This is a genomic window from Allomesorhizobium camelthorni (assembly GCF_011045125.1).
GTDB lineage: Bacteria > Pseudomonadota > Alphaproteobacteria > Rhizobiales > Rhizobiaceae > Allomesorhizobium > Allomesorhizobium camelthorni.
This window is the reverse complement of record NZ_JAAKZF010000006.1, coordinates 34,940-55,959: the sequence shown is the minus strand read 5'-3', so window position 1 is coordinate 55,959 and position 21,020 is coordinate 34,940. Positions and strand designations below refer to the sequence as shown.

At 62.9% G+C, this 21,020-nt stretch carries 26 protein-coding genes; 16 read left to right on the top strand and 10 right to left on the bottom strand.

Annotated features, from left to right (window positions below):
- Nucleotides 1-36: 36 nt before the first annotated feature.
- Together purB and G6N73_RS07460 are read left to right on the top strand one after the other, a co-directional pair.
- Complete coding sequence (gene purB / locus G6N73_RS07465) at nucleotides 37-1,344, top strand: adenylosuccinate lyase (protein ID WP_165025519.1); 1,308 nt, start codon at nucleotides 37-39, stop codon at nucleotides 1,342-1,344.
- A gap of 63 nt (nucleotides 1,345-1,407) precedes the next feature.
- Nucleotides 1,408-1,584 (top strand): hypothetical protein, encoded by a 177-nt coding sequence (locus G6N73_RS07460; protein ID WP_165025516.1) that lies wholly within the window; start codon nucleotides 1,408-1,410, stop codon nucleotides 1,582-1,584.
- Nucleotides 1,585-1,599: 15 nt separating this feature from the next.
- On the opposite strand, the gene G6N73_RS07455 is transcribed toward G6N73_RS07460, so the two are convergent.
- Nucleotides 1,600-2,412 (bottom strand): VOC family protein, encoded by an 813-nt coding sequence (locus G6N73_RS07455; protein WP_165025513.1) that lies wholly within the window; start codon nucleotides 2,410-2,412, stop codon nucleotides 1,600-1,602.
- A 166-nt stretch (nucleotides 2,413-2,578) separates the two neighbouring features.
- On the opposite strand from G6N73_RS07455, the gene G6N73_RS07450 reads away from it, so the two are divergent.
- Entirely contained in the window at nucleotides 2,579-3,127 is a 549-nt protein-coding gene (locus tag G6N73_RS07450) for an RBBP9/YdeN family alpha/beta hydrolase (RefSeq protein WP_165025753.1), read from the top strand.
- On the opposite strand, the gene G6N73_RS07445 is transcribed toward G6N73_RS07450, so the two are convergent.
- Together G6N73_RS07445 and G6N73_RS07440 are read right to left on the bottom strand one after the other, a co-directional pair.
- On the bottom strand, nucleotides 3,124-3,894 hold the full coding sequence (locus G6N73_RS07445) for an HpcH/HpaI aldolase family protein (protein ID WP_165025511.1): 771 nt from the start codon (nucleotides 3,892-3,894) through the stop codon (nucleotides 3,124-3,126). The two genes, G6N73_RS07450 and G6N73_RS07445, sit on opposite strands and share 4 nt — an antisense overlap.
- Before the next feature lie 103 nt (nucleotides 3,895-3,997).
- Nucleotides 3,998-4,318, bottom strand: a complete 321-nt coding sequence (locus G6N73_RS07440) for a DUF1476 domain-containing protein (protein ID WP_165025508.1) — start codon at nucleotides 4,316-4,318, stop codon at nucleotides 3,998-4,000.
- A gap of 271 nt (nucleotides 4,319-4,589) precedes the next feature.
- Between G6N73_RS07440 and purC the strand changes: the two genes are divergently transcribed.
- From purC to G6N73_RS07390, 10 genes are all read left to right on the top strand, one after another.
- Entirely contained in the window at nucleotides 4,590-5,384 is a 795-nt protein-coding gene (gene purC, locus G6N73_RS07435; RefSeq protein WP_165025505.1) for a phosphoribosylaminoimidazolesuccinocarboxamide synthase, read from the top strand.
- Between the two features lie 37 nt (nucleotides 5,385-5,421).
- Nucleotides 5,422-5,664, top strand: a complete 243-nt coding sequence (gene purS / locus G6N73_RS07430) for a phosphoribosylformylglycinamidine synthase subunit PurS (RefSeq protein ID WP_165025502.1) — start codon at nucleotides 5,422-5,424, stop codon at nucleotides 5,662-5,664.
- A gap of 271 nt (nucleotides 5,665-5,935) precedes the next feature.
- Complete coding sequence (gene purQ, locus G6N73_RS07425) at nucleotides 5,936-6,622, top strand: phosphoribosylformylglycinamidine synthase subunit PurQ (RefSeq protein WP_165025499.1); 687 nt, start codon at nucleotides 5,936-5,938, stop codon at nucleotides 6,620-6,622.
- A gap of 35 nt (nucleotides 6,623-6,657) precedes the next feature.
- On the top strand, nucleotides 6,658-7,062 hold the full coding sequence (locus tag G6N73_RS07420) for a hypothetical protein (RefSeq protein WP_165025496.1): 405 nt from the start codon (nucleotides 6,658-6,660) through the stop codon (nucleotides 7,060-7,062).
- 65 nt (nucleotides 7,063-7,127) lie between these two features.
- Complete coding sequence (gene purL, locus G6N73_RS07415) at nucleotides 7,128-9,353, top strand: phosphoribosylformylglycinamidine synthase subunit PurL (protein ID WP_165025493.1); 2,226 nt, start codon at nucleotides 7,128-7,130, stop codon at nucleotides 9,351-9,353.
- Between the two features lie 316 nt (nucleotides 9,354-9,669).
- Nucleotides 9,670-10,218: a membrane-anchored protein gene (locus tag G6N73_RS07410; protein WP_246251737.1), complete on the top strand. Its 549-nt coding sequence runs from the start codon at nucleotides 9,670-9,672 to the stop codon at nucleotides 10,216-10,218.
- On the top strand, nucleotides 10,166-10,399 hold the full coding sequence (locus tag G6N73_RS07405) for a BolA/IbaG family iron-sulfur metabolism protein (RefSeq protein WP_008836596.1): 234 nt from the start codon (nucleotides 10,166-10,168) through the stop codon (nucleotides 10,397-10,399). Before G6N73_RS07410 ends, G6N73_RS07405 begins: the two co-directional genes overlap by 53 nt.
- Nucleotides 10,400-10,429: 30 nt before the next feature.
- Complete coding sequence (locus G6N73_RS07400) at nucleotides 10,430-10,717, top strand: hypothetical protein (protein ID WP_165025487.1); 288 nt, start codon at nucleotides 10,430-10,432, stop codon at nucleotides 10,715-10,717.
- A 25-nt stretch (nucleotides 10,718-10,742) separates the two neighbouring features.
- The gene (grxD, locus tag G6N73_RS07395) at nucleotides 10,743-11,078 is read left to right on the top strand and encodes a Grx4 family monothiol glutaredoxin (RefSeq protein ID WP_165025484.1); all 336 of its coding nucleotides are present in this window, start codon (nucleotides 10,743-10,745) and stop codon (nucleotides 11,076-11,078) included.
- Between the two features lie 150 nt (nucleotides 11,079-11,228).
- Nucleotides 11,229-12,428 (top strand): Bcr/CflA family efflux MFS transporter, encoded by a 1,200-nt coding sequence (locus G6N73_RS07390; RefSeq protein ID WP_165025750.1) that lies wholly within the window; start codon nucleotides 11,229-11,231, stop codon nucleotides 12,426-12,428.
- A gap of 3 nt (nucleotides 12,429-12,431) precedes the next feature.
- Here the strand turns inward: G6N73_RS07390 and ttcA are convergent, their stop codons facing one another.
- The 4 genes from ttcA to G6N73_RS07370 all read right to left on the bottom strand — a co-directional run bounded on the left by ttcA (nucleotide 12,432) and on the right by G6N73_RS07370 (nucleotide 16,515).
- Complete coding sequence (gene ttcA / locus G6N73_RS07385) at nucleotides 12,432-13,283, bottom strand: tRNA 2-thiocytidine(32) synthetase TtcA (RefSeq protein ID WP_165025481.1); 852 nt, start codon at nucleotides 13,281-13,283, stop codon at nucleotides 12,432-12,434.
- Nucleotides 13,284-13,390: 107 nt separating this feature from the next.
- Complete coding sequence (rpsD, locus tag G6N73_RS07380) at nucleotides 13,391-14,008, bottom strand: 30S ribosomal protein S4 (RefSeq protein ID WP_165025479.1); 618 nt, start codon at nucleotides 14,006-14,008, stop codon at nucleotides 13,391-13,393.
- Nucleotides 14,009-14,285: 277 nt separating this feature from the next.
- Nucleotides 14,286-16,007, bottom strand: coding sequence for an adenylate/guanylate cyclase domain-containing protein (locus G6N73_RS38235; RefSeq protein WP_165025466.1), 1,722 nt, complete (start codon nucleotides 16,005-16,007; stop codon nucleotides 14,286-14,288).
- 94 nt (nucleotides 16,008-16,101) lie between these two features.
- A complete protein-coding gene (locus G6N73_RS07370; RefSeq protein WP_165025464.1) occupies nucleotides 16,102-16,515 on the bottom strand; it encodes a winged helix-turn-helix transcriptional regulator in 414 nt (137 codons plus the stop codon).
- 146 nt (nucleotides 16,516-16,661) lie between these two features.
- Here G6N73_RS07370 and G6N73_RS07365 point away from each other — a divergent pair, with 146 nt between their 5' ends.
- Nucleotides 16,662-17,300 (top strand): NAD(P)-dependent oxidoreductase, encoded by a 639-nt coding sequence (locus tag G6N73_RS07365; RefSeq protein WP_165025462.1) that lies wholly within the window; start codon nucleotides 16,662-16,664, stop codon nucleotides 17,298-17,300.
- Between the two features lie 22 nt (nucleotides 17,301-17,322).
- On the opposite strand, the gene G6N73_RS07360 is transcribed toward G6N73_RS07365, so the two are convergent.
- The 3 genes from G6N73_RS07360 to G6N73_RS07350 form a co-directional block, all read right to left on the bottom strand.
- Nucleotides 17,323-17,514, bottom strand: coding sequence for a DUF3008 family protein (locus tag G6N73_RS07360; RefSeq protein WP_165025461.1), 192 nt, complete (start codon nucleotides 17,512-17,514; stop codon nucleotides 17,323-17,325).
- 67 nt (nucleotides 17,515-17,581) lie between these two features.
- Nucleotides 17,582-18,382, bottom strand: coding sequence for a glutamate racemase (gene murI / locus G6N73_RS07355; RefSeq protein WP_165025459.1), 801 nt, complete (start codon nucleotides 18,380-18,382; stop codon nucleotides 17,582-17,584).
- On the bottom strand, nucleotides 18,375-19,232 hold the full coding sequence (locus G6N73_RS07350) for an RNA methyltransferase (RefSeq protein ID WP_165025456.1): 858 nt from the start codon (nucleotides 19,230-19,232) through the stop codon (nucleotides 18,375-18,377). Before G6N73_RS07350 ends, murI begins: the two co-directional genes overlap by 8 nt.
- A gap of 85 nt (nucleotides 19,233-19,317) precedes the next feature.
- On the opposite strand from G6N73_RS07350, the gene G6N73_RS07345 reads away from it, so the two are divergent.
- Both G6N73_RS07345 and G6N73_RS07340 read left to right on the top strand, forming a co-directional pair.
- On the top strand, nucleotides 19,318-19,650 hold the full coding sequence (locus tag G6N73_RS07345) for a TfoX/Sxy family protein (protein ID WP_165025454.1): 333 nt from the start codon (nucleotides 19,318-19,320) through the stop codon (nucleotides 19,648-19,650).
- Between the two features lie 135 nt (nucleotides 19,651-19,785).
- Nucleotides 19,786-20,997 (top strand): NADP-dependent isocitrate dehydrogenase, encoded by a 1,212-nt coding sequence (locus G6N73_RS07340; protein WP_165025451.1) that lies wholly within the window; start codon nucleotides 19,786-19,788, stop codon nucleotides 20,995-20,997.
- Nucleotides 20,998-21,020: the final 23 nt, after the last annotated feature.

Genomic DNA, 21,020 nt, shown 5'->3' with positions numbered 1-21,020 from the left:
GCGGCAGGATTTGCCTTAAACAGAACTGGACCCGGGATGATCCCTCGTTATTCGCGGACCGATATGGTCGCCATCTGGTCGCCGGAAACCCGCTTCCGCATCTGGTTCGAGATCGAGGCGCATGCTTGCGACGCGCTGGCCGAACTCGGCGTGATCCCGAAAGAAGCCGCCAGGACAATCTGGGAAAAGGGCGCCGCCGCCAAATTCGACGTCGAGCGCATCGACGAGATCGAGCGCGTCACCAAGCACGACGTGATCGCGTTCCTCACTCACCTCGCCGAATTCGTCGGCCCCGATTCGCGCTTCATCCATCAGGGCATGACCTCGTCGGACGTGCTCGACACCTGCTTCAGCGTGCAACTCGCTCGCGCGAGCGACATCCTGCTCGCCGACATCGACCAGCTTCTTGCCGCGCTGAAGCGGCGCGCCTTCGAGCACAAGGACACGGTCACGATCGGCCGCAGCCACGGCATCCATGCCGAGCCGACGACCTTCGGCGTCAAACTCGCCCTCGCCTACGCCGAATTCTCGCGCTGCCGCGAGCGCCTGGTCCACGCGCGGGAAGAAATCGCCACCTGCGCGATCTCGGGCGCGGTCGGCACCTTCGCCAATATCGATCCGGGCGTCGAAGAACATGTCGCGGCAAAGCTCGGCCTGAAGCCGGAGCCGGTGTCGACGCAGATCATACCGCGCGACCGGCACGCAATGTTCTTCGCCACGCTCAGCGTGGTCGCCTCCTCGATCGAGCGGCTGGCAACCGAAATCCGCCACCTGCAGCGGACCGAGGTGCTGGAGGCGGAGGAGTATTTCTCACCGGGCCAGAAAGGTTCGTCGGCGATGCCGCACAAGCGCAATCCGGTGCTGACCGAGAACCTGACCGGGCTGGCGCGCATGGTGCGCTCCTTCGCCATGCCGGCGATGGAGAACGTGGCGCTATGGCACGAGCGCGATATTTCGCACTCCTCCGTCGAGCGCATGATCGGCCCCGACGCGACGATCACGCTCGATTTCGCCCTGGCGCGGCTTACCGGCGTCATCGACAAGCTGGTCGTCTACCCGGAAAACATGCTGAAGAACCTCAACCGGTTCCGCGGCCTCGTCCACTCCCAGCGGGTGCTTTTGGCGCTCACCCAGGCCGGCGTGTCACGCGAGGACGCCTATCGCCTGGTGCAGCGAAACGCCATGAAGGTCTGGGAACAGGGCGCTGATTTCCTTGAGGAACTCCTAGCTGACAGCGAAGTGACGGCCGCCCTCCCGGAAAGCGAGATCCGCGAAAAATTCGATCTCGGCTACCACACCAGGCACGTCGACACGATTTTCCGGCGGGTGTTCGGCGAGGCCTGATTTAAGGAACCCGCCAGTAGCATCACGCGTTGTGCGCCGGTTCAACCGGGATGGGCGGCGAGAATGGCCGATCATGACACGACCACGGCAAACGGTAAGGTAGTGTGGTTCGCCGCCGGAGCGCTGGCAGTGGCCGCGCTGGTGGCGCTGTTTCTCTACGCGGACGGCTATTTCGACCGGTCCAACAGCGTCGAGCTGCGGATCGAGGCGCCCGAGAACGGAACCGTCGAGGGCCAGTAGCGCCCTCTGTCCCGATCATACCTTGTCCGGCACGACTCGGATTACCGTTCCCCAGGGATCCCGGACAGCCTTCTCGGACTGAGCTTCGGCCGAGCGCATCTCGATCCACGAAAGCCCGGCGCGGCCCGGATCGCGCATCCCCGCACCGGCGCTCTGCCAGCGGTTGGCGCCTATATGGTGGTGGTATCCGCCAGAAGACAGGAACACGGCGTCGGCGCCGTACCTGGCAACAGTGTCGAAGCCGAATTCCTCGCGCCACCAATCTTCCGCCGCAACCGGATCGCCGACGCGCAGATGGACGTGGCCGACGACGCTGTTTTCCGGCGCGCCCCGCCAACCGGCATCTCCCGCCGGTATCGCGGCGATCAGCCCGTCAATATCGAGCCTCTGGGTCGCCATCTCGATGGACGAGCCGTTCCACGACCATGCATCCCGCGGCCGGTCGGCATAGATCTCGATGCCGTTGCCTTCCGGATCGTTGAGGTACAGCGCCTCGCTGACCAGATGATCCGATGCGCCGCTCACCGGAATGCGATTTTCGAAAGCGTGCCTTACCCAGCGGGCGAGATCGGCGCGGCTCGGCAGCAGGAAAGCCGTGTGGAAAAGGCCGGCGCTGCGCGGGTCGTCGGGTTTAGCGGCCGGATCGGCTTCGATATCGAGCAAAGGCCGGCCGCCGGCGCCCAGCAGGATCGCTCCGCCATCCCGCGACAGTTCCTCAAGGCCGACGGCATCGCTATAGAATTTTGCAAGCGCCTCGGCGTCACGCGCCTTCAGGCCCACGCGGGCAACGCTGACCGGCGTTGTCGCGGCAAACGGCATTTCTGACATATCGGGCTCCTGTAGCGGCCGGAAAATCGAACTTGCCGCGAACATCGGCATGCGCGGCGCTTCGCGCAAGCACCGCGAAAGCGAACACGCTGTTCATCATAGCGCTGCGTTCGAGTGCATCCGCAAAAGGTTGCATGGCCGGCGCGGCGTGGCTACATGGCGCGCCATGAAGGTCAAGGACGCAGATATACTCATCGTGCCCGGCTACACCAATTCGGGGCCGGAACACTGGCAAAGCCGCTGGCAGGCCAGGCTGTCGACCGCAAGGCGCGTCGAACAGGCGGAGTGGTCGAAGCCGGTTCGCGAGGATTGGACGGCCGAGGTCGCCAAAGCCGTCAACGAGGCCGAGAAGCCGGTGGTCTTCATCGCCCATTCGCTCGGCGTCTCGACGGTCGTCCAGGCGATCCCGCAATTCCGCAAGCCCGTAGCCGGCGCGTTTTTCGTGGCGCCGCCCGACGTCGCCAATCCGTCTATCAGGCCGAGGCACCTGATGACCTTCGGCCCCTATCCGCGCGAGCCGCTGCCCTTTCCCTCTATCGTGGTTTCGAGCAGCAACGACCCGTTCTGCCCGATCGAGGTCGCCGAGGATATCGCCGCAGCCTGGGGCTCGCTGTTCATCCATGCCGGTGAGGCCGAGCACATCAATGCCGAAGCGGGCTACGGCCCGTGGCCCGAGGGCACGATGGCCTTCGCCAACTTCCTGACGAAGCTTTAGCTTATCGATCCGCGGGCTGCCTTCAGCAGCGCCTCTGCACCCAGCGCGATGTATTTCGGCTCGGTGCCCAGCGCCATGAACCGGTAGCCCATGGAGACGAAGCGGCCCGCCATGTTCGGGTCGACCACGAAGATCGCCGCATGCTTGCCCGCTTCCCTGGTGCGGCGCGCGATCGAGGCGACCGTCTCCATCATGTCCTCAAGGCTTCCGTCGACCGTTGCTCCATTGCTCCAGGCGATCGAGAAATCGGCCGGGCCGACGAATATGCCGTCTATGCCGGGCGTGTCGAGAATGCCGTCGAGCGCATCGAGCGCGGCCCGAGTCTCGATCATGGCGAAGGAGACGGTGCGTGCGTTCATGTCGCCGAGCCAGGTGTTGTAGTCGCTGCCTTTGTGCCGCGGAAATGCGTAGGTCGGACCCCAGGAACGCTCTCCCACCGGCGGGTATTTCATCGCGGCGGCAAACTGCTGGGCGTCCGCGACCGAATTCACCATCGGCGCGATCACCGCTTCGGCGCCGAAATCCAGCGCGCGGCTCGCCATGTCGAACCGTCCGACCGGAATGCGGACCACCGGATGCTTCTTGGCATGCATGACCGGCAATATGCCGCGAACCACGCTGTCCTCGTGGTGTCCGCCATGCTGCATGTCCAGCGTGACGGCGTCGAACGCCTGTGCGGCGACGATTTCGACCGTCAGCGCGTCCGGTACGCCCGACCAGGCTGTAAACAAGGTTTCGTCGGCTTCCAGTCGCGTTGCCAGGTGCATGGGGAGCTTTCCTCGATCGGGGACCGCATCTTCACCCGGAAATCCCTAAACGCAAAGAAAAACCGCCCGCTAAGGCGGACGGTTGCATTGGTCCACGGCAGGATCAGCTGTTCTTGACCTCCTCGATCGCCTGCGCCAGCAATTCGTCCATGGTGCGGCGGATCTGGTGGTCCGACTGCTGCACGCCGGCGTCGTCGAAATCCTTGCGCACCTTGCGGAACACGTCGTGGTCGCCGGCTTCCTCGATGTCGGAGATGATGACCTCCTTGGCGTAGGCCTCAGCCTCATCGCCGGTCTTGCCGAGCTTTTCGGCGGCCCAGAGGCCGAGCATCTTGTTGCGCCGGGCGGTCGCCTTGAAACGCTGTTCCTCATCCATCGCGAATTTTTTCTCAAAGCCCTTTTCGCGATCGTTCAAGCTGCTCATGGCTGTTCCTCCGGAGGTGGCTGCGATTCGTCATTGCCGGTCAATATGGGCTTCCCCAGCACAAACCAAAAGGTCGCGCCCGGGTCAATACGCCCTGTCTTCTGCTGCAGTGCGGCATTTCGCTCGGGAAAGCGGTTGATTGGCCTGATTTGCCGATTGAGCAATTGGCGGGATTGGGATAGAGACCGCGTTGAAACCCGTCATTGCCGCGCATGAGCGTTGACGCAAGGGTCGGTTGCCAGGCGCCTGCCCCAATCCAGAGAAAAACCAGATGAAAAATCGCCGCCGCATCTACGAAGGCAAGGCCAAGATCCTCTATGAAGGCCCCGAGCCGGGAACGCTGGTCCAGTTCTTCAAGGACGACGCCACCGCCTTCAACAAGAAAAAGCACGAGATCGTCGACGGCAAGGGCGTCATCAACAACCGCATCTCCGAGCACATTTTCAATCATCTGAACCGGATGGGCATTCCGACCCACTTCATCCGCCGGCTCAACATGCGCGAGCAGCTGATCAAGGAAGTCGAGATCATCCCGCTCGAAGTGGTGGTCCGCAACATCGCCGCCGGCTCGCTGGCCAAGCGGCTCGGCATCGAGGAAGGCACGGTGCTGCCGCGCTCGATCATCGAGTTCTACTACAAGGCCGACGCGCTCGACGACCCGATGGTCTCGGAAGAGCACATCACCGCCTTCGGCTGGGCAAGCCCGCAGGAGATCGACGACATCATGGCGCTGGCCATCCGCGTCAATGATTTCCTGTCCGGCCTGTTCATGGGCATCGGCATCCAGCTCGTCGATTTCAAGATCGAATGCGGCCGCCTGTTCGAGGGCGACATGATGCGCATCGTGGTAGCCGACGAGATTTCGCCGGATTCCTGCCGCCTGTGGGATGTGAACACCCAGGAGAAGATGGACAAGGACCGGTTCCGCCGCGACATGGGCGGCCTCGTCGAGGCCTACCAGGAAGTGGCCCGCCGCCTCGGCATCATGAACGAGAACGAGCCGCCCCGCCCGACCGGCCCGGTTCTGGTTGCTTCCGCCGACGGCCCGAAAGGCAAGCCGCACTGAGCCGGCCCACTCATAACCAGACAGGAGCGTAGCAGGCGTGATCAAGGCCCGTGTGACCGTAACCCTAAAGAACGGCGTTCTCGACCCGCAAGGCAAGGCGATCGAGCATGCGCTTGACGGCCTTGGCTTTGCCGGTGTCGGATCGGTGCGCCAGGGCAAGGTGTTCGACATCGAGATCGACAGCGCAGACCGCGCCAGGACCGAGGCCGACCTCAAGGCCATGTGCGACCGATTGCTGGCGAACACGGTGATCGAGAACTATACTGTAGCCATAGACTGAGGTTGCGCCGGAGACTCTGATGGCGGAAATAAGCAGCGATCTGATCTACGAAATTCTTAAAAGCGTTCAGACACGGCTGAGCAATGTCGAGTCTGTGGCGATAGAGCATTCGCATGGCTTGAACGCAATCCGCGGCCATTTGGCGTCGATGCAGGCCGAGCAGCAATGTGTATTCGATCCTCACACGCATCGACCAGCGACTCGATCGAATCGAACACCGCCTCGAATTGCGCGAACTCGCCGAACCTCAAAAACCATTCGATCACACCACATGAAATCAGCCGTCGTCGTCCTTCCTGGCCTCAACCGCGACCGCGACATGATCGCGGCGCTGACGAAAATCTCCGGCAAAGCCCCGGTCACGGTCTGGCAGACCGACACGGAAATTCCGGATGTCGACCTGGTCGTCATTCCCGGCGGCTTTTCCTATGGCGACTATCTGCGCTGCGGAGCCATAGCGGCGCGCATGCCCGTGATGCGGGCGGTGGCGGAGAAGGCCGAAAAAGGCGTGCAGGTGATCGGCGTCTGCAACGGCTTCCAGATCCTGGTCGAAGCCGGCATGCTGCCCGGCGCGCTGATGCGCAATGACCATCTGAAATTCGTCTGTCGCGAAGTTAAGCTGCGCGTCGAGAACGCCAATACGAGTTTTACGAGCAATTATGCGCCCGGCCAGATCATCCGCGCTCCGGTCGCCCATCATGACGGCAACTACTTCGCCGATCCGGATACGCTGGCCCGCATCGAAGGCGAAGGCCGGGTTCTCTTTCGTTATGCCGAAAACACCAACCCGAACGGCTCGATCAATGACATAGCCGGGATCGTCAATGATCGCGGCAACGTGCTTGGCCTGATGCCGCATCCGGAAAACCTGATTGAAGCCGCGCATGGCGGCAGCGACGGCCGCCCTTTGTTCGAAAGCGCGCTTGGCATCGTTGCCCGGCAACCAGAACCGGCCTGATACCCGGACAATCTCCAGCAGGCGGATCTTTGCGGATGAAGAAATTTGCGATTGTCGCCGGCGCAGCTTCATTGCTTCTGGCGCTGGCGGCCTGTCAGTCCAAGACCCCAACGCCTTCCGGATCTGGAAAGAGCGCTTCGCTGATGGCAATGGAAACGGTCGCCATCGCCGCGCACAAATGCTGGTTCGCCGCCAGGGATCCAGCCTTCAAGGCCTACCGTATGGCAAATGAGCTGAACTCGTTCAGCGGTACGCCGCGCTTTCTGCTGGTTCCGGCGAAGAATTATGAAGGTAAGCCGCTGCTGGTGGTCCAGGCCACGGGAAATTCATCCCGCGTCGACGTATTCGGGCCATTGATGGGCGAGCCGCTCGGCGCGCGCATAGGCGCCGACATCGGACGCTGGGCGGCAGGCAACGATGATTGCGGTGGAACCGCTTGATAATTTCGCGCCATTTGGCGGATTGCGTTAGACAGACTTTCCAGCCCGAGCAACCGGACAGGACCATGACCATTTCCAACACCGTAAAGATCACTGACGAGCTTATCGCCGCACATGGGCTAAAGCCCGACGAGTATCAGCGCATCCTCGACCTTGTCGGCCGCGAGCCGACCTTCACCGAGCTCGGCATCTTTTCGGCCATGTGGAACGAGCACTGCTCGTACAAATCCTCGAAGAAGTGGCTGCGCACGCTGCCGTCAACCGGCCCGCAGGTGATCCAGGGGCCGGGTGAAAATGCCGGCGTGGTCGACATCGGCGACGGCGACTGCGTGGTCTTCAAGATGGAGAGCCACAACCACCCCTCCTATATCGAGCCCTACCAGGGTGCGGCGACCGGAGTCGGCGGCATCCTGCGCGACGTCTTCACCATGGGCGCGCGCCCGATCGCGGCGATGAACGCGCTGCGCTTCGGCGCGCCGGACCATCCCAAGACCCGGCATCTCGTGTCGGGCGTAGTGTCCGGCATCGGCGGCTACGGCAATGCCTTCGGCGTTCCGACGGTCGGCGGCGAAATCAATTTCGACGCGCGCTATAACGGCAACTGCCTCGTCAACGCCTTCGCCGCCGGCCTCGCCAAGACCGATGCCATCTTCCTGTCGCAGGCCAAGGGCGTCGGCCTGCCGGTCGTCTATCTCGGCGCGAAAACCGGCCGCGACGGCGTCGGCGGTGCAACCATGGCCTCGGCCGAATTCGACGACAAGATCGACGAGAAGCGGCCCACCGTTCAGGTCGGCGATCCATTCACCGAAAAATGCCTGCTCGAGGCCTGCCTCGAACTTATGGCGTCAGGCGCGGTCATCGCCATCCAGGACATGGGTGCCGCCGGCCTCACCTGCTCGGCCGTGGAAATGGGCGCAAAAGGCGATCTCGGCATCGAACTCGACTTGGACAAGGTGCCGGTTCGCGAAGAGCGCATGTCGGCCTACGAAATGATGCTCTCCGAAAGCCAGGAGCGCATGCTGATGGTGCTGCGCCCGGAAAAGGAGGAAGAGGCCGAGGCGATCTTCCGCAAATGGGGTCTGGATTTCGCCATCGTCGGCCACACCACCGACGACCTGCGCTTCCGCATCATCCATCAGGGCGAGGAAGTCGCGAACCTGCCGATCAAGGAACTCGGCGACCAGGCCCCGGAATATGACCGGCCATGGGTCGAGCCAATGCCACGCCAGCCGCTCGCCAGGGACGACATCCCGCAAGCCGACATCGCCGACGCCTTGCTGAAAATGCTCGGCGGGCCGGACCTGTCCAGCCGTCGCTGGGTCTGGGAACAGTACGACACGCTGATCCAGGGCAATTCGCTGCAGATTCCGGGCGGCGACGCCGGCGTCGTACGCGTCGAGGGTCATGCCACCAAGGCTCTGGCCTTCTCCTCCGACGTTACGCCGCGCTACTGCGAGGCCGACCCCTATGAAGGCGGCAAGCAGGCTGTCGCCGAATGCTGGCGCAATCTGACGGCGACGGGCGCCATGCCGTTGGCGGCCACCGACAATCTCAATTTCGGCAATCCCGAACGGCCGGAAATCATGGGCCAACTGGTCAAGGCGGTGCAGGGCATAGGCGACGCCTGCCGGGCGCTCGGCTTCCCGATCGTGTCGGGCAATGTATCGCTCTACAACGAAACCAACGGACAGGGCATATTGCCGACGCCGACCATCGGCGGCGTCGGCCTGATCCCGGACTGGTCGAGAATGGCCCGGATCGGCTTTGCCCGCGAAGGCGAGATGATCCTGCTGTTCGGCGCTCCCGACTGGTGGGGCACGCATCTTAGCCAGTCGGCCTATATGCGCGACTTCCACGGCCGCGCCGACGGCCCGCCGCCGCCGGTCGATCTCGCCCACGAGAAAAAGGTCGGCGACTATGTCCGCAAGCTGATCCGCTCCGGCGTTGCGACGGCCGTGCACGACCTCTCAGATGGCGGGCTGGCTGTCGGATTGGCCGAGATGGCGATGGCTTCCGGCATCGGCGCCACCGTCTCACAGCTTGCCCAGGGCGATCCGATCCCGCAGTTTTTCGGCGAGGACCAGGGCCGCTACCTGGTAACGGTCAATTTTTCTGCGCAAAGCGGCGAATTCGAAGCGATGCTCGCCGAGCTGGAGCAACTCGGCATTGTCGCTCCGTGGATCGGCGCCACGGGCGGCAGCGAATTGAAACTCGGGCATACCCGTGCCATACCTGTGGCAGAACTGACCGCTGCTCACGAATCCTGGTTTCCGAGATTCATGGACAAGTGAGCGGCGCGTAGAACTCAAAGGGGGGTTCTGTGTACGGAGGCGGCGTCTGACTGGCTGGACGCATTTTCGGCGGTGGGCCCGCCTGAAATTCGTCGGCCCGAGGCCGCCGCGCCATCCCGGCGGTTTCGCCGGTCCGGTCGTGATCCTGGGTTCTGCACCGTCGAGCGCCAAGCCTGCAGGCTTCGATCCAGCCAGCTACCAAGTCGTCACGGTCAATGCCTCGCAGGCCAAGCTGGACAAGTGGGGCGTCGACAAGCCGGCGGCGACCTTCATCCATTTTTACAACATCGAGGGCGGTTCGGAGAACGCGCGGGCCGTGCGGCATGTGCTTGCCGGGCGGCGGACAGGCGAATTGTACGTGATTCGCTGGACGCTCGGGCTTGAAGCCCTGCAACGCGGCCTCGCTGCGTTCGATTACCGCTATGACCGCCTGCACCAAATATCCAAATACCACCGCATGGCGCTGCATCTGGCGATCATGCGGCGATTGAACGAGGAGGAAGACAATTCCGTTAAATTCTCCAATGGATTGACGGCAGTTTTTTATGCGCTGGCCAGCGGCGCTCCCTCCGTGATCCTCTCCGGCATCAATCCTCATTCCGCGGGTCATTTCTACAACGGGGCCGGCGCCAGACGCTTGCATGCCGAGACCGATCTCGTCCTGATCGAGGAATTGCGCAGGCGCGGCGCGCCGATCTTTACGGCAGATCCCGACGTCGCGCGTATGACCGGTCTTGATCTCTGGTCCGCAAAGTCCGACGTATATGCGACCGCTACTGGCGGATTGTTGAAGCTGATGCGGGAGCAAATCGATGGCTATGGACGCGCACGAGATCGAAAAACTGATCCGAGACGGTATACCTGACGCAAAAGTGACCATCCGCGATCTTGCCGGCGACGGCGACCACTACGCGGCCGAAGTGGTGGCCGAAAGCTTCCGCGGCAAGACACGGGTGCAGCAGCACCAGATGGTCTATGATGCCCTGAAGGGCAATATGGGCGGCGTTCTTCACGCCCTTGCCCTTCAAACCAGCGCTCCGGAGTGATATATCCCCTTTATGGAAGAGACGGAGAGCATGACTGCGGGCCAGATTGCGAACCACACATTCGCATATCTGAGGCGCATCGAAAGCCAACTGAAATCGGTGACGGAAGTGCTTCTCCGGCACGAGACTCGTCTTGGACGCATCGAGCGTGATCTGGGTGATGTGAGAAGGGATTTGGGCGAAGTCCGAAGCGATATCGTTCTCGTTGAAAACCAGATGCTCAACCGCATGAATGAAATTCTTGACGTCGTCCGGCGGCTTGACGAACACAGCCACCGGATATCGATGTTGGAAACACCAAACACGATCGGTTCCTAGACCGACGCAATCTCAGGACAACATGATGAGCGGAATCAACGAATACATAGACAACGAGGTGAAGAGCAACGACGTGGTCGTCTTCATGAAGGGCACGCCGGGCTTCCCTCAGTGCGGATTTTCGGGCCAGGTCGTGCAGATCCTCGACTATATCGGCGTCGACTACAAAGGCGTCGATGTTCTAACCTCGAACGAGCTGCGCCAGGGCATCAAGGATTATTCCAACTGGCCGACGATCCCGCAGCTCTACGTGAAGGGCGAATTCGTCGGCGGCTGCGACATCATCCGCGAAATGTTCCAGGCTGGCGAGTTGCAGAGCTATCTCGCCGAAAAGGGCATCAGCGCCAAGGGCGCTGCCTGATAGGGGAACCAGACCGATAGATTCCGGTTTTCTCCGGAATCGTTTGCAGGATGCGCCGGGCTCTCCGGCGCATTTCCTTTTTGAGCATAGCATTAGGAACTTCTCATGGACCAGCAGGCTGCACCGACCACCGTGGCGACCGGCCTGTCGATCCCGCGCTGGGAGTTCATTGCCCTTGCCGCCGCGCTCATGGCGCTCAACGCGCTCGCCATCGACATCATGTTGCCGGGGCTGCAGCAGATCGGCGCCAGCCTCGGCGTCGCCGACGAGAATGCGCGGCAGTATGTCATCACCGCTTACGTTACCGGCTTCGGCTTGGCGCAGCTTTTCTTCGGCCCGCTGTCCGATCGGTTCGGGCGGCGCGTGCCTTTGCTTGCGGGCCTTGCAGTCTATGTGGCGGCCGCTTTTGCCTGCGCCTTCGTACCGACTTTCGGGGCACTGCTCGCATTCCGTTTCGTCCAGGGTCTTGGCGCAGCGGCCACCCGCGTCATCGCCGTTTCAGTTGTGCGCGATACATTTGGAGGGCGCGCCATGGCGGAGGTCATGTCGCTGGTCTTTATGGTGTTTATGATCATCCCGGTTGTCGCACCCAGCGTCGGCCAGATCATCATGCTGGCAGGCGAATGGCACATGATCTTTGCTTTCATGGGCTTTGTCTCGCTCGCCTTCACCATCTGGACCTGGAGGAGGTTGCCCGAGACGCTGCACGCATCGTTTCGCCGGCCCCTTACCGCCGCTGCAATCACCGACGGCTTCCGCATCGTTCTGACCAACCGCGTCGCCATCTGCTACACCATCGCCATAACCGCCCTTTTCGGGGCATTGTTCGGCTTCATCAATTCCGCGCAGCAGATCTATGTGGGCATTTATGAAGTGGGTGCGCTGTTTCCGATCTATTTCGCGGCCGTTGCAGGGTTGATGGCCCTGTCATCGTTCCTCAACTCCCGCTTCGTCGGAAAGTTCGGTATGCGTCGGCTGGCCCATGGCGCGCTGCTCGGCTTCCTGGCGGTCACGGGCCTGGCGTTCGCCCTGTCACTGCTCGGACCGCTGCCGCTATGGCTGTTCGTGACGCTTTTTGCCCTCGCCATGTTCCAGTTCAGCTGGATCGGCTCCAATTTTAACGCACTGGCCATGGAGCCGCTCGGCCATGTGGCGGGCACCGCCTCTTCCGTTCAGGGTTTCATGCAGACGGTTGGCGGCGGCATCGTCGGCGCCATAATCGGCCAGAGTTTCGACGGCACCGTGGTTCCAATGGCGGCAGGCTATTTTCTCTTGGGGCTGGCCGCGCTCGGAATGGTCTTGGTTGCCGAAAAAGGAAGGCTATTCCAGCCGCACAATCCGCCGGTCTGACGCTTACGGCTTCAGCGCCAGTCCGGCAAAATCGAACAGCTTGCAGTCGAGGAGATGCGATGGCCGGACGTTTGCCAACGCCCGGATCATCGTGTCCTTGCGGCCCGGCATGCGTTTTTCGATGTCGTCCAGCATCTGCTTCATGAGATTGCGCTGCAGCCCTTCCTGGCTGCCGCACAGGTCGCACGGAATGATCGGGAATTTCATCGCGTCGGCGAATTTCTGCAGGTCGGCCTCGGCGCAATGGGCGAGCGGGCGCAGCACCGTCACGTCGCCCTCGTCATTGACGAGTTTCGGAGGCATCGCCGCCAGCCTGCCGCCATGGAAGAGGTTCATGAAAAACGTTTCGAGCACGTCCTCGCGGTGATGCCCGAGCACCAGCGACGAGCAGCCCTCCTCGCGCGCAATGCGATAGAGGTGGCCGCGCCTGAGCCGCGAGCATAGCGAACAGTAGGTGTTGCCCTCGCCGATCTTGTCGGTGACGATGGAATAGGTGTCGCGATATTCGATCCGGTGGCGGATGCCGTGGCCTTCGAGGAAATCTGGAAGGATGTGCTTCGGAAAATTCGGCTGGCCCTGGTCGAGATTGCAGGCGATGAGTTCGACAGGCAGCAGGCCGCGCCATTTCATATCGAGAAGCAGCGCCAGCAGCCCGTAGGAATCCTTGCCGCCCGAAAGCGCCACCAGCCAGCGCTCGCCGGGCCGCGCCATCGCGAACTCGTCGATCGCCTGCCGCGTCTGGCGCAGCAGCCGCTTGCGCAGCTTGTTGAACTCGACCGAGGACGGCGCATCCCGGAACATCGGGTGGCAGCTTGCATCGTCGGTTTCGACGACCAGATCGGGCATCATGTTCATGGGTGGTCCAGCCTGTTTGGCTCAATGGTCCGAACGGCTTACCGGACCATACGGGCAAAGAAAAGGCCGCCCGAAGGCGGCCTTTTAACTTGGACGGAGTATTCCGATTAGCGGGAATAGAACTCGACGACGAGGTTCGGTTCCATCTGGACCGCGTAGGGAACGTCGGCCAGGCCGGGAACGCGGGCGAAGGTGGCGACCATCTTGTTGTGGTCGACATCGATGTAGTCCGGCACGTCGCGCTCGGCGAGTTGCACCGATTCCAGAACGATGACCAACTGCTTCGACTTCTCGCGGACCTCGATCACGTCGCCGGCCTTGCAGCGGTACGAGCCGATATTGGTGCGCTTGCCGTTCACGTTGATGTGGCCGTGATTGACGAACTGGCGGGCCGCGAAGATGGTCGGCACGAACTTGGCGCGATAGACCACCGCGTCGAGGCGCGATTCGAGCAGGCCGATCAGGTTTTCAGGCGTATCGCCCTTGCGGCGGTTGGCTTCCTCGTAGGTCTTCCGGAACTGCTTTTCGGAAATGTCGCCGTAGTGGCCCTTCAGCTTCTGCTTGGCGCGCAGCTGCAGGCCGAAGTCGGAAAGCTTGCCCTTGCGGCGCTGGCCATGCTGGCCGGGACCGTATTCACGCTTGTTGACCGGGGATTTCGGGCGGCCCCAAATGTTTTCGCCGAGACGGCGGTCGATCTTGTACTTTGCTGATTCGCGCTTGCTCATCGCATTCCCTTTCAAAAAGATACACCCGCAACCTCATGTCACGAGTGAAGGAAACGCGCCCTCCTCTGGCCTCCGTTTTCGAGACCTGACAGGATTTCCCACGCACGCTTTGCGAAGAAACCCACGGGACACGTCATTCATGCAAGGCCGGGAAAAGCGATTTTTCATCCGGTCTTGCGGCATTACAACAGAAGCGCCGGACCTTTCGGCCCGGCGTTGGCGGCTGCATAGGCCAAGCGCCGGACGATGTCAATGCATTCGTCGCCGGTCACAGGCCTCAGGCTACCTTCTTGGCCGTCCGGCGCGCCAGAAGCTTGCGCAACTCGTCGCTCACGGCGAACCGCGCCACGCGAACCGGCTCGAACTTCCCCCTGATCATCACCGTATCGAGCGCGGCGCCCTCCATCGAATTGTCCAGCAGCGACAGTGCTTCGGCCGAGGCCACCAGTGTGCAGTCGAGCCGTTTGGCCTCGGCTTCGAGCCTTGCCGCGACATTGCCTGTATCGCCCAGGAACGGCAGCCCGTCCGTGCCACCCTTCCAGCCCGCGCCGACGACGGCCACCCCGACATGCAGCCCCATGCCGATGCGGAACGGCTCGGGCAACTCAGCCCGGAGTTCCGCGTTCAGGGCGTCGATCCCATCCCAAACCCGCAATGCGGCGCTGAAAGCGTCGCGCGCCGCTTTCTCGGCGGTTCCGTCAACGCCGAAGACGCTCATGATGCCGTCGCCGGCAATGTTGGTCACGTGGCCGCCGCTTTCTCTGACCGCTGTCGACACCATCTGGATGTAGCGGTCGAACAGGAACAGCACGTCATAGGGCAGGCGGTCGTCGGCAAGCCGTGTCGACTGACGCATGTCGACGAACAGGGCGGCGATCTCCATCTCGCGGCCACTCCCGATCGCGCCGAATCGGCGCGAGGCCAGGACCGGATCGCTCGCCGGATTGACCAGGGGAACCACCGCAACGTTGCCGGTCGGCCGGATCTGGCAGGCAAGCCGCACGTCCGGAGGAGCGCCGATCCTGGTGAGCAGGCGAAGCTCGTCTCCGCTCGGAGGCGAAAGATACTCAGCTCCGGCAAGGACTCCCACGCGGCAGGTCGAGCAACGGCCGCGCCCCCCGCATACCGAAGCGTGCGGGACGCCTGCCCAACGGCTGGCTTCGAGTACCGAAAAGCCGGCCGGGACCGACACCATGCGGCCATCCGGATAGGCGACGCGGATGGAGCCGTAGCGCCGCGCATGCCAGTTGCGGCCCGCGCGCAGGGTGAAGACGCCCGCGACCAGCCCGCGATAGCCGACGAGAATGCCGTCGACGATGCGGCTCACCTGCGCCCAGTCGCTGGCTTGCCTTGTGCCCGGCCGATCGGCGACATGCTTGCCGAGCGATGCCGGCGCGTTGGCGGCTACATAGCGCATGTCGAGGCCGGCATTCAGGAAGCCGAGAGCGGCGAGCACCGGAACCAGCGTCGCCAGCGCTGCCAGCGCGGGCACCGCGCGCGCATACCATCGCTTGGATCTCAGCCATGCGCGAATGCCCAGGCAGCCATGAATCCACACGATCGCCAGGAGAAGATATTGTCTCGGCAGGCCGAAATCCGGCGTCGCCACCCAATAAAGGTACAGCACGCGATCATAGCCGACACTCAGATCGTAGACGCCCTCGCCGATCCGGATGGCCGCGGCATGGGAGATCAGGAGCAATGGTATCGACAGGCCGAGGGCGATCTGCATTGCCTCGCTTGCCGGCATGCGGAAATGACGGCGCCGGTAGAGCGAGTAGAGACCCAAGGCGACGTGGATGGCGACGGCGCCGTAGAGCAGCACCAGGCCCGGCATGGTCTGCCAGGGATCCAGCAGGAAGTTGGCGGCCGCCTCCATTGTCCCGGCGGATCTGATCCCGAAGGCGTGGTTCAGGAGATGGGAAGTCGCATAGATGAACAGGACCAAACCGGTCGCAAGCCGCAGCGGCCGCATCATCCCGCGTTTGGGGTTACTCACTATCCTGTTCTCCGAGGCAATCCGCGGGCCGGGCGGTTCTGCCGCGGTCAGCCTATCGACCAGCCGGGGAGAGCGCGTCAAGGGCAAAGCGCAGCTATAGCTGCCCCGTATCGAACCTGCTGCGCGCCGCCTTCAGCGCATCGCGGTTGCGCGCCGCCCAGATGCCAAGCGCCGCCACCGGCACGGCGATCGAATGGCCGAGTTCGGTCAGCGCATATTCCACCTCCGGCGGCGTCGTCGGCCTTACCGTGCGCCGCACCAGCCCGTCGCGCTCGAGCGAACGCAGCGTCACCGTCAGCATCCGCTGCGAGATGCCCTCGATCGACCGTTTCAGCGCGTTGAAGCGCGTTGGCGCCGCCTGCAAATTGATGATGACCAGAAGGCTCCACGTGTCGCCGACGCGATCCAGAACCTCGCGTATGGGGCAATTGCCCTCTTCGTCGCGCTCGAAACCCGGATGGCTGTCCAGCATCGGCGCTGCAGCGGAAGCGTTGGTCCGAGCGTTCATGCGGTTCCCTCCAGGTAACCTGGGCAGAAAATCATGCGTACTTACGTGTCCCCGCTTTCGCGGCTAGTGGTGACTTCCGGTAACCTGATTACCACCAATACCTCCTTCGCCAAAGCGGCGAAAGAGCCGGAAACGGAGTATTTCGCATGAAAATCGTACTCATCGGCGCATCGGGCTTCGTCGGAAGCGCCATCCTCAAGGAAGCTGTCAGCCGCGGCCATGCCGTCACCGCCATAGCGCGCGATATCGGCAAGGTCGAGAAGCTTGACGGCGTGACGGCAAAGTCGGTCGACGCCACGGACGTTGCCGGGCTGACGAGCGCTATCGCCGGACACGAGGTCGTGATTTCCGCCTTTAATGGCGGCTGGGGCGACCCGGACATCTATCGCAAGCATCTCGATGGCTCGCGCACAATCGTCAGCGCCGCCAAGGGCGCGAAGACGCGATTGATCATGGTGGGCGGCGCCGGCAGCCTTCATGCGCCCGACGGCAGCCAGTTCGTCGATTCGCCCGAGTTTCCCGCCGAGTGGAAGCAAGGCGCGCTGGCCGCCCGCGACGCGCTCGCCGAACTGCACAACGAGACGGAACTGGATTGGAGTTTCCTGTCCCCGGCCTTCATTTTGAAGCCGGGTGAACGCACCGGAAAATACCGGACAGGCGGCGAGCAGCCGGTGGTCGACGAAGAAGGCCAAAGCACGATCTCGGTCGCCGATCTCGCCGTCGCCCTTGTCGACGAGGCGGAGCGGCCGCAGCAAACGCGCAAGCGTTTCACCGTCGCGTACTAACGGACGGTCCCCCTGCCGGAGATCAGTCCTTCGACTTCTTCTTCTCCGGCAGGCCCTTGCGCTTGGTTTCGGCCAACTCCTCGAGTTGCTTCTCGCTCATGGACTCGACCATGGCCTTGGACGCGCCTTTCAACTCGCTTTTCTTGATCTCGCCGCGCTTGGCCGACAAAGCCGCGCCGGCCGCTTTCTGCTGAGCCTTGGATTTCGCAGGCATCGGTTTGTCTCCCGTGATTGCGCTTCGGGAGGAACTCGGCAAGGCAGGCGAGGTTCCTGACGGCTGCTTATGCGATCGTCAGCCCAAAACCCTGCATCAGCCGGCGGATGGAGAAATCCGGCCTGCCGGAGGTGAAGACGGCGAGGTCCAGACCTTGCACGGCGTCGGCGCGTCTTTCGACGGGCGCGCGCTCGGCAAGCAGTGACAGCGCCCGCCTTGCGATCGCCTCGGCCGGATCCAGCCAATCCACCGGCCAGGGCGCGGTCTTGCGCATCCGGTTGACGAGGAACGGATAGTGCGTGCAGGCGAGCACGACGATGTCGGTCCGGCCGCCATCGCGCTCGATGAAGCACGGCGCGATCTCTGCCCGCACGGCCTCCTCATCGACGAAGCCGTGGCGCATATAGGCCTCGGCGAGCGCAGCCAGATGCGTGCTGCCGACCAGCCGGACATTGCATTTCGAAGCCCATCTGGCGATCAGGTCGCGGGTATATTGCCGCTTCACCGTGCCCGGCGTGGCGAGCACCGACACGAGGCCCGAGCGCGTGCGCTCAGCGGCCGGCTTGATCGCCGGGACCGTGCCGACGAACGGCGTATCGGGATAGGCCGCGCGAAGTTCGGCAAGCACCAGAGTCGAGGCCGTGTTGCACGGAATGACGAAGATTTCGGGGTCGTGCCTGGCGATCAGGTTGCCGCAAAGCTCAACGATACGCGCGCTCAGCGCCTCCTCTTCCCAATCGCCATAGGGGAAGGCCGCATCGTCCGCGACATAGACGAAGCGGCGGTCGGGCATCAGCACGCGGGCTTCGCGCAGCACCGTCAGCCCGCCAATGCCGGAATCGAACATCAGTATCGGCCGGTCAGTCATTCTCGGGCGCCTCCCCGCCTGGCTTGCGCCTGCCGCTTCCGGCACTGGCGTCAGCCTCGGCCTTGCGTGCCGGATAGCCCGAGCCGCGCGGTTCCTTCGGCGAAAAATAGTCGAGCGAAGCGACCACGCCGCGCAGCACTTCGAGTTCCTTTTCCGAAAAGCCGGCGCGGGTCAGCACGGCGCGCACCTTGTCGACCATTTTCGGCTTCTTGGCCGGCGTGCGGAAATAGCCGCGCGCGTCGAGTGCGGCTTCGAGATGCTCGAACAGGCCATGCAGGTGCTCCTTGGCGGCGGGTTTGACCACCGGCCCCGAAAACGCCGTGTCGGTCTCCCGGTCGAGACCGGATTTCATCCACTCATAGGCCATCAGAAGCGTCGCCTGGGCGATGTTCAGCGATGCATATTCGGGATTGACCGGAAAGGTGACGATCTCGTCGGCCAGGCTGATCTCCTCATTGGCGAGGCCGAATTTCTCGCGCCCGAACATGATGCCGGTGCGCTGCCCGGCGCGATGCCGCGCCCGAAGCGCCCTGCCCGCCTCGACCGGCCCGCGCACCGGTTTGAAGCCGTCGCGCTCGCGCGCCGTGGTGGCGAAGACGAATTCCAGGTCGGCGAGCGCGGAAGGCAGGTCGTCGAATACCACGGTGCTCTCGATGACGTGCGTGGCGCGGCTCGCCGCGGCCGTCGCCTTCTCGTTCGGCCAGCCGTCGCGCGGCTTGACCAGCCGCAGTTCCGCCAAGCCGAAATTGGCCATGGCGCGCGCCACCATGCCGATATTCTCGCCCATCTGCGGCTCGACCAGTATGATCACCGGTCCTTCGGCGATCGGCCCGCCTTCCCTGTCTGTCATGAATGCGCTGATCCTTCATTTGCGCGTCTGGGCCGTCCCTGCCATATTCCGCTTCGAAGATGAAGCTCGGGCTAACGGCAGAACGATGGCAAGCCAAATCGCAGACCGTATGCGGGTGCGGACGAAGGACTACGCCAACAGTGACGAAATCCGCATGTTCGGCGGCGTCTGCTTCACCATCAACGGCAACATGCATTGCTGCGCGATGAGAGCCGGCGATGGCCTGTTCCGGGTCGGCCCGGAACAGGAGGCGCAGGCGCTTGCCCGGCCGGGAACGCGACGCATGGAACAGGCCGGGCGCGCGATGAAGGGTTTCGTCATCGTCTCGGCCGACCAACTCGGCGAAGAACAGGCGCTGAAGGACTGGGTCGCGCTCGCCGCCAATTTCGTCGAAAAGCTTCCGCCGAAGAAAAAATAGCGCCGCAAATCGCGCCTCGCGGCGCCGCGTTTCAACAGCGTTTGCGCACGCATTGCCGCTTTGCTATAGGGGCCGCAATCCCTGTCGCGAAGCCCGGAAATCCCGGCGCTCCCATCCGAAAACGAGGTACTTTTCATGGCGAAGATCAAGGTGGCCAATCCCGTCGTCGAACTCGACGGCGACGAGATGACCCGCATCATCTGGCAGTTCATCAAGGACAAGCTGATCCACCCTTATCTCGACATCGACCTCGAATATTACGATCTGAGCGTCGAGCACCGCGACGCGACCAACGACCAGGTGACGATCGACGCGGCCAACGCCATCAAGAAGCACGGCGTCGGCGTCAAATGCGCAACAATCACGCCGGACGAGCAGCGCGTCGAGGAATTCAACCTCAAGAAGATGTGGAAATCGCCGAACGGCACGATCCGCAACATTCTGGGCGGCGTCATCTTCCGCGAGCCGATCATCATGAAGAACGTGCCGCGCCTGGTGCCCGGCTGGACCAAGCCGATCATCGTCGGCCGCCACGCCTTCGGCGACCAGTACAAGGCCACCGATTTCCGCTACCCCGGCAAGGGCAAGCTGTCGATCAAGTTCGTCGGCGACGACGGCCAGGTCATCGAGCACGAGGTCTATGACGCGCCCTCCTCCGGCGTCGCCATGGCCATGTACAATGTCGACGAATCGATCCGCGAATTCGCCCGCGCCTCGCTGAATTACGGCCTGCTGCGCGGCTATCCGGTCTACCTCTCGACCAAGAACACCATCCTCAAGGCCTATGACGGGCGCTTCAAGGACATCTTCCAGGAGGTCTACGAGGCCGAGTTCGAAGAGGAATTCAAGGCGAAGAAGATCTGGTACGAGCACCGCCTGATCGACGACATGGTGGCGTCGAGCCTGAAATGGTCCGGCGGCTACATCTGGGCCTGCAAGAACTATGACGGCGACGTGCAGTCCGACACAGTGGCGCAAGGGTTCGGCTCGCTCGGCCTGATGACCTCGGTGCTGATGACGCCGGACGGCAAGACCGTCGAGGCCGAGGCCGCGCACGGCACGGTCACCCGCCACTATCGCCAGCATCAGAAGGGCGAGGAAACCTCGACCAACTCCATCGCCTCGATCTTCGCCTGGACGCGCGGCCTCGCCCATCGCGCCAAGCTTGACGACAATGCGGAACTCAAGAAATTCGCCGACACGCTGGAAAAAGTCTGCGTCCAGACGGTCGAGGCCGGCTACATGACCAAGGATTTGTCCCTGCTCATCGGCCCGGACCAGCCGTGGCTCTCGACCACGGGCTTCCTGGACAAGATCGACGAGAATCTGCAGAAGGCGATGGCCTGACGCCGCTTCGGTCCGCACCAAAA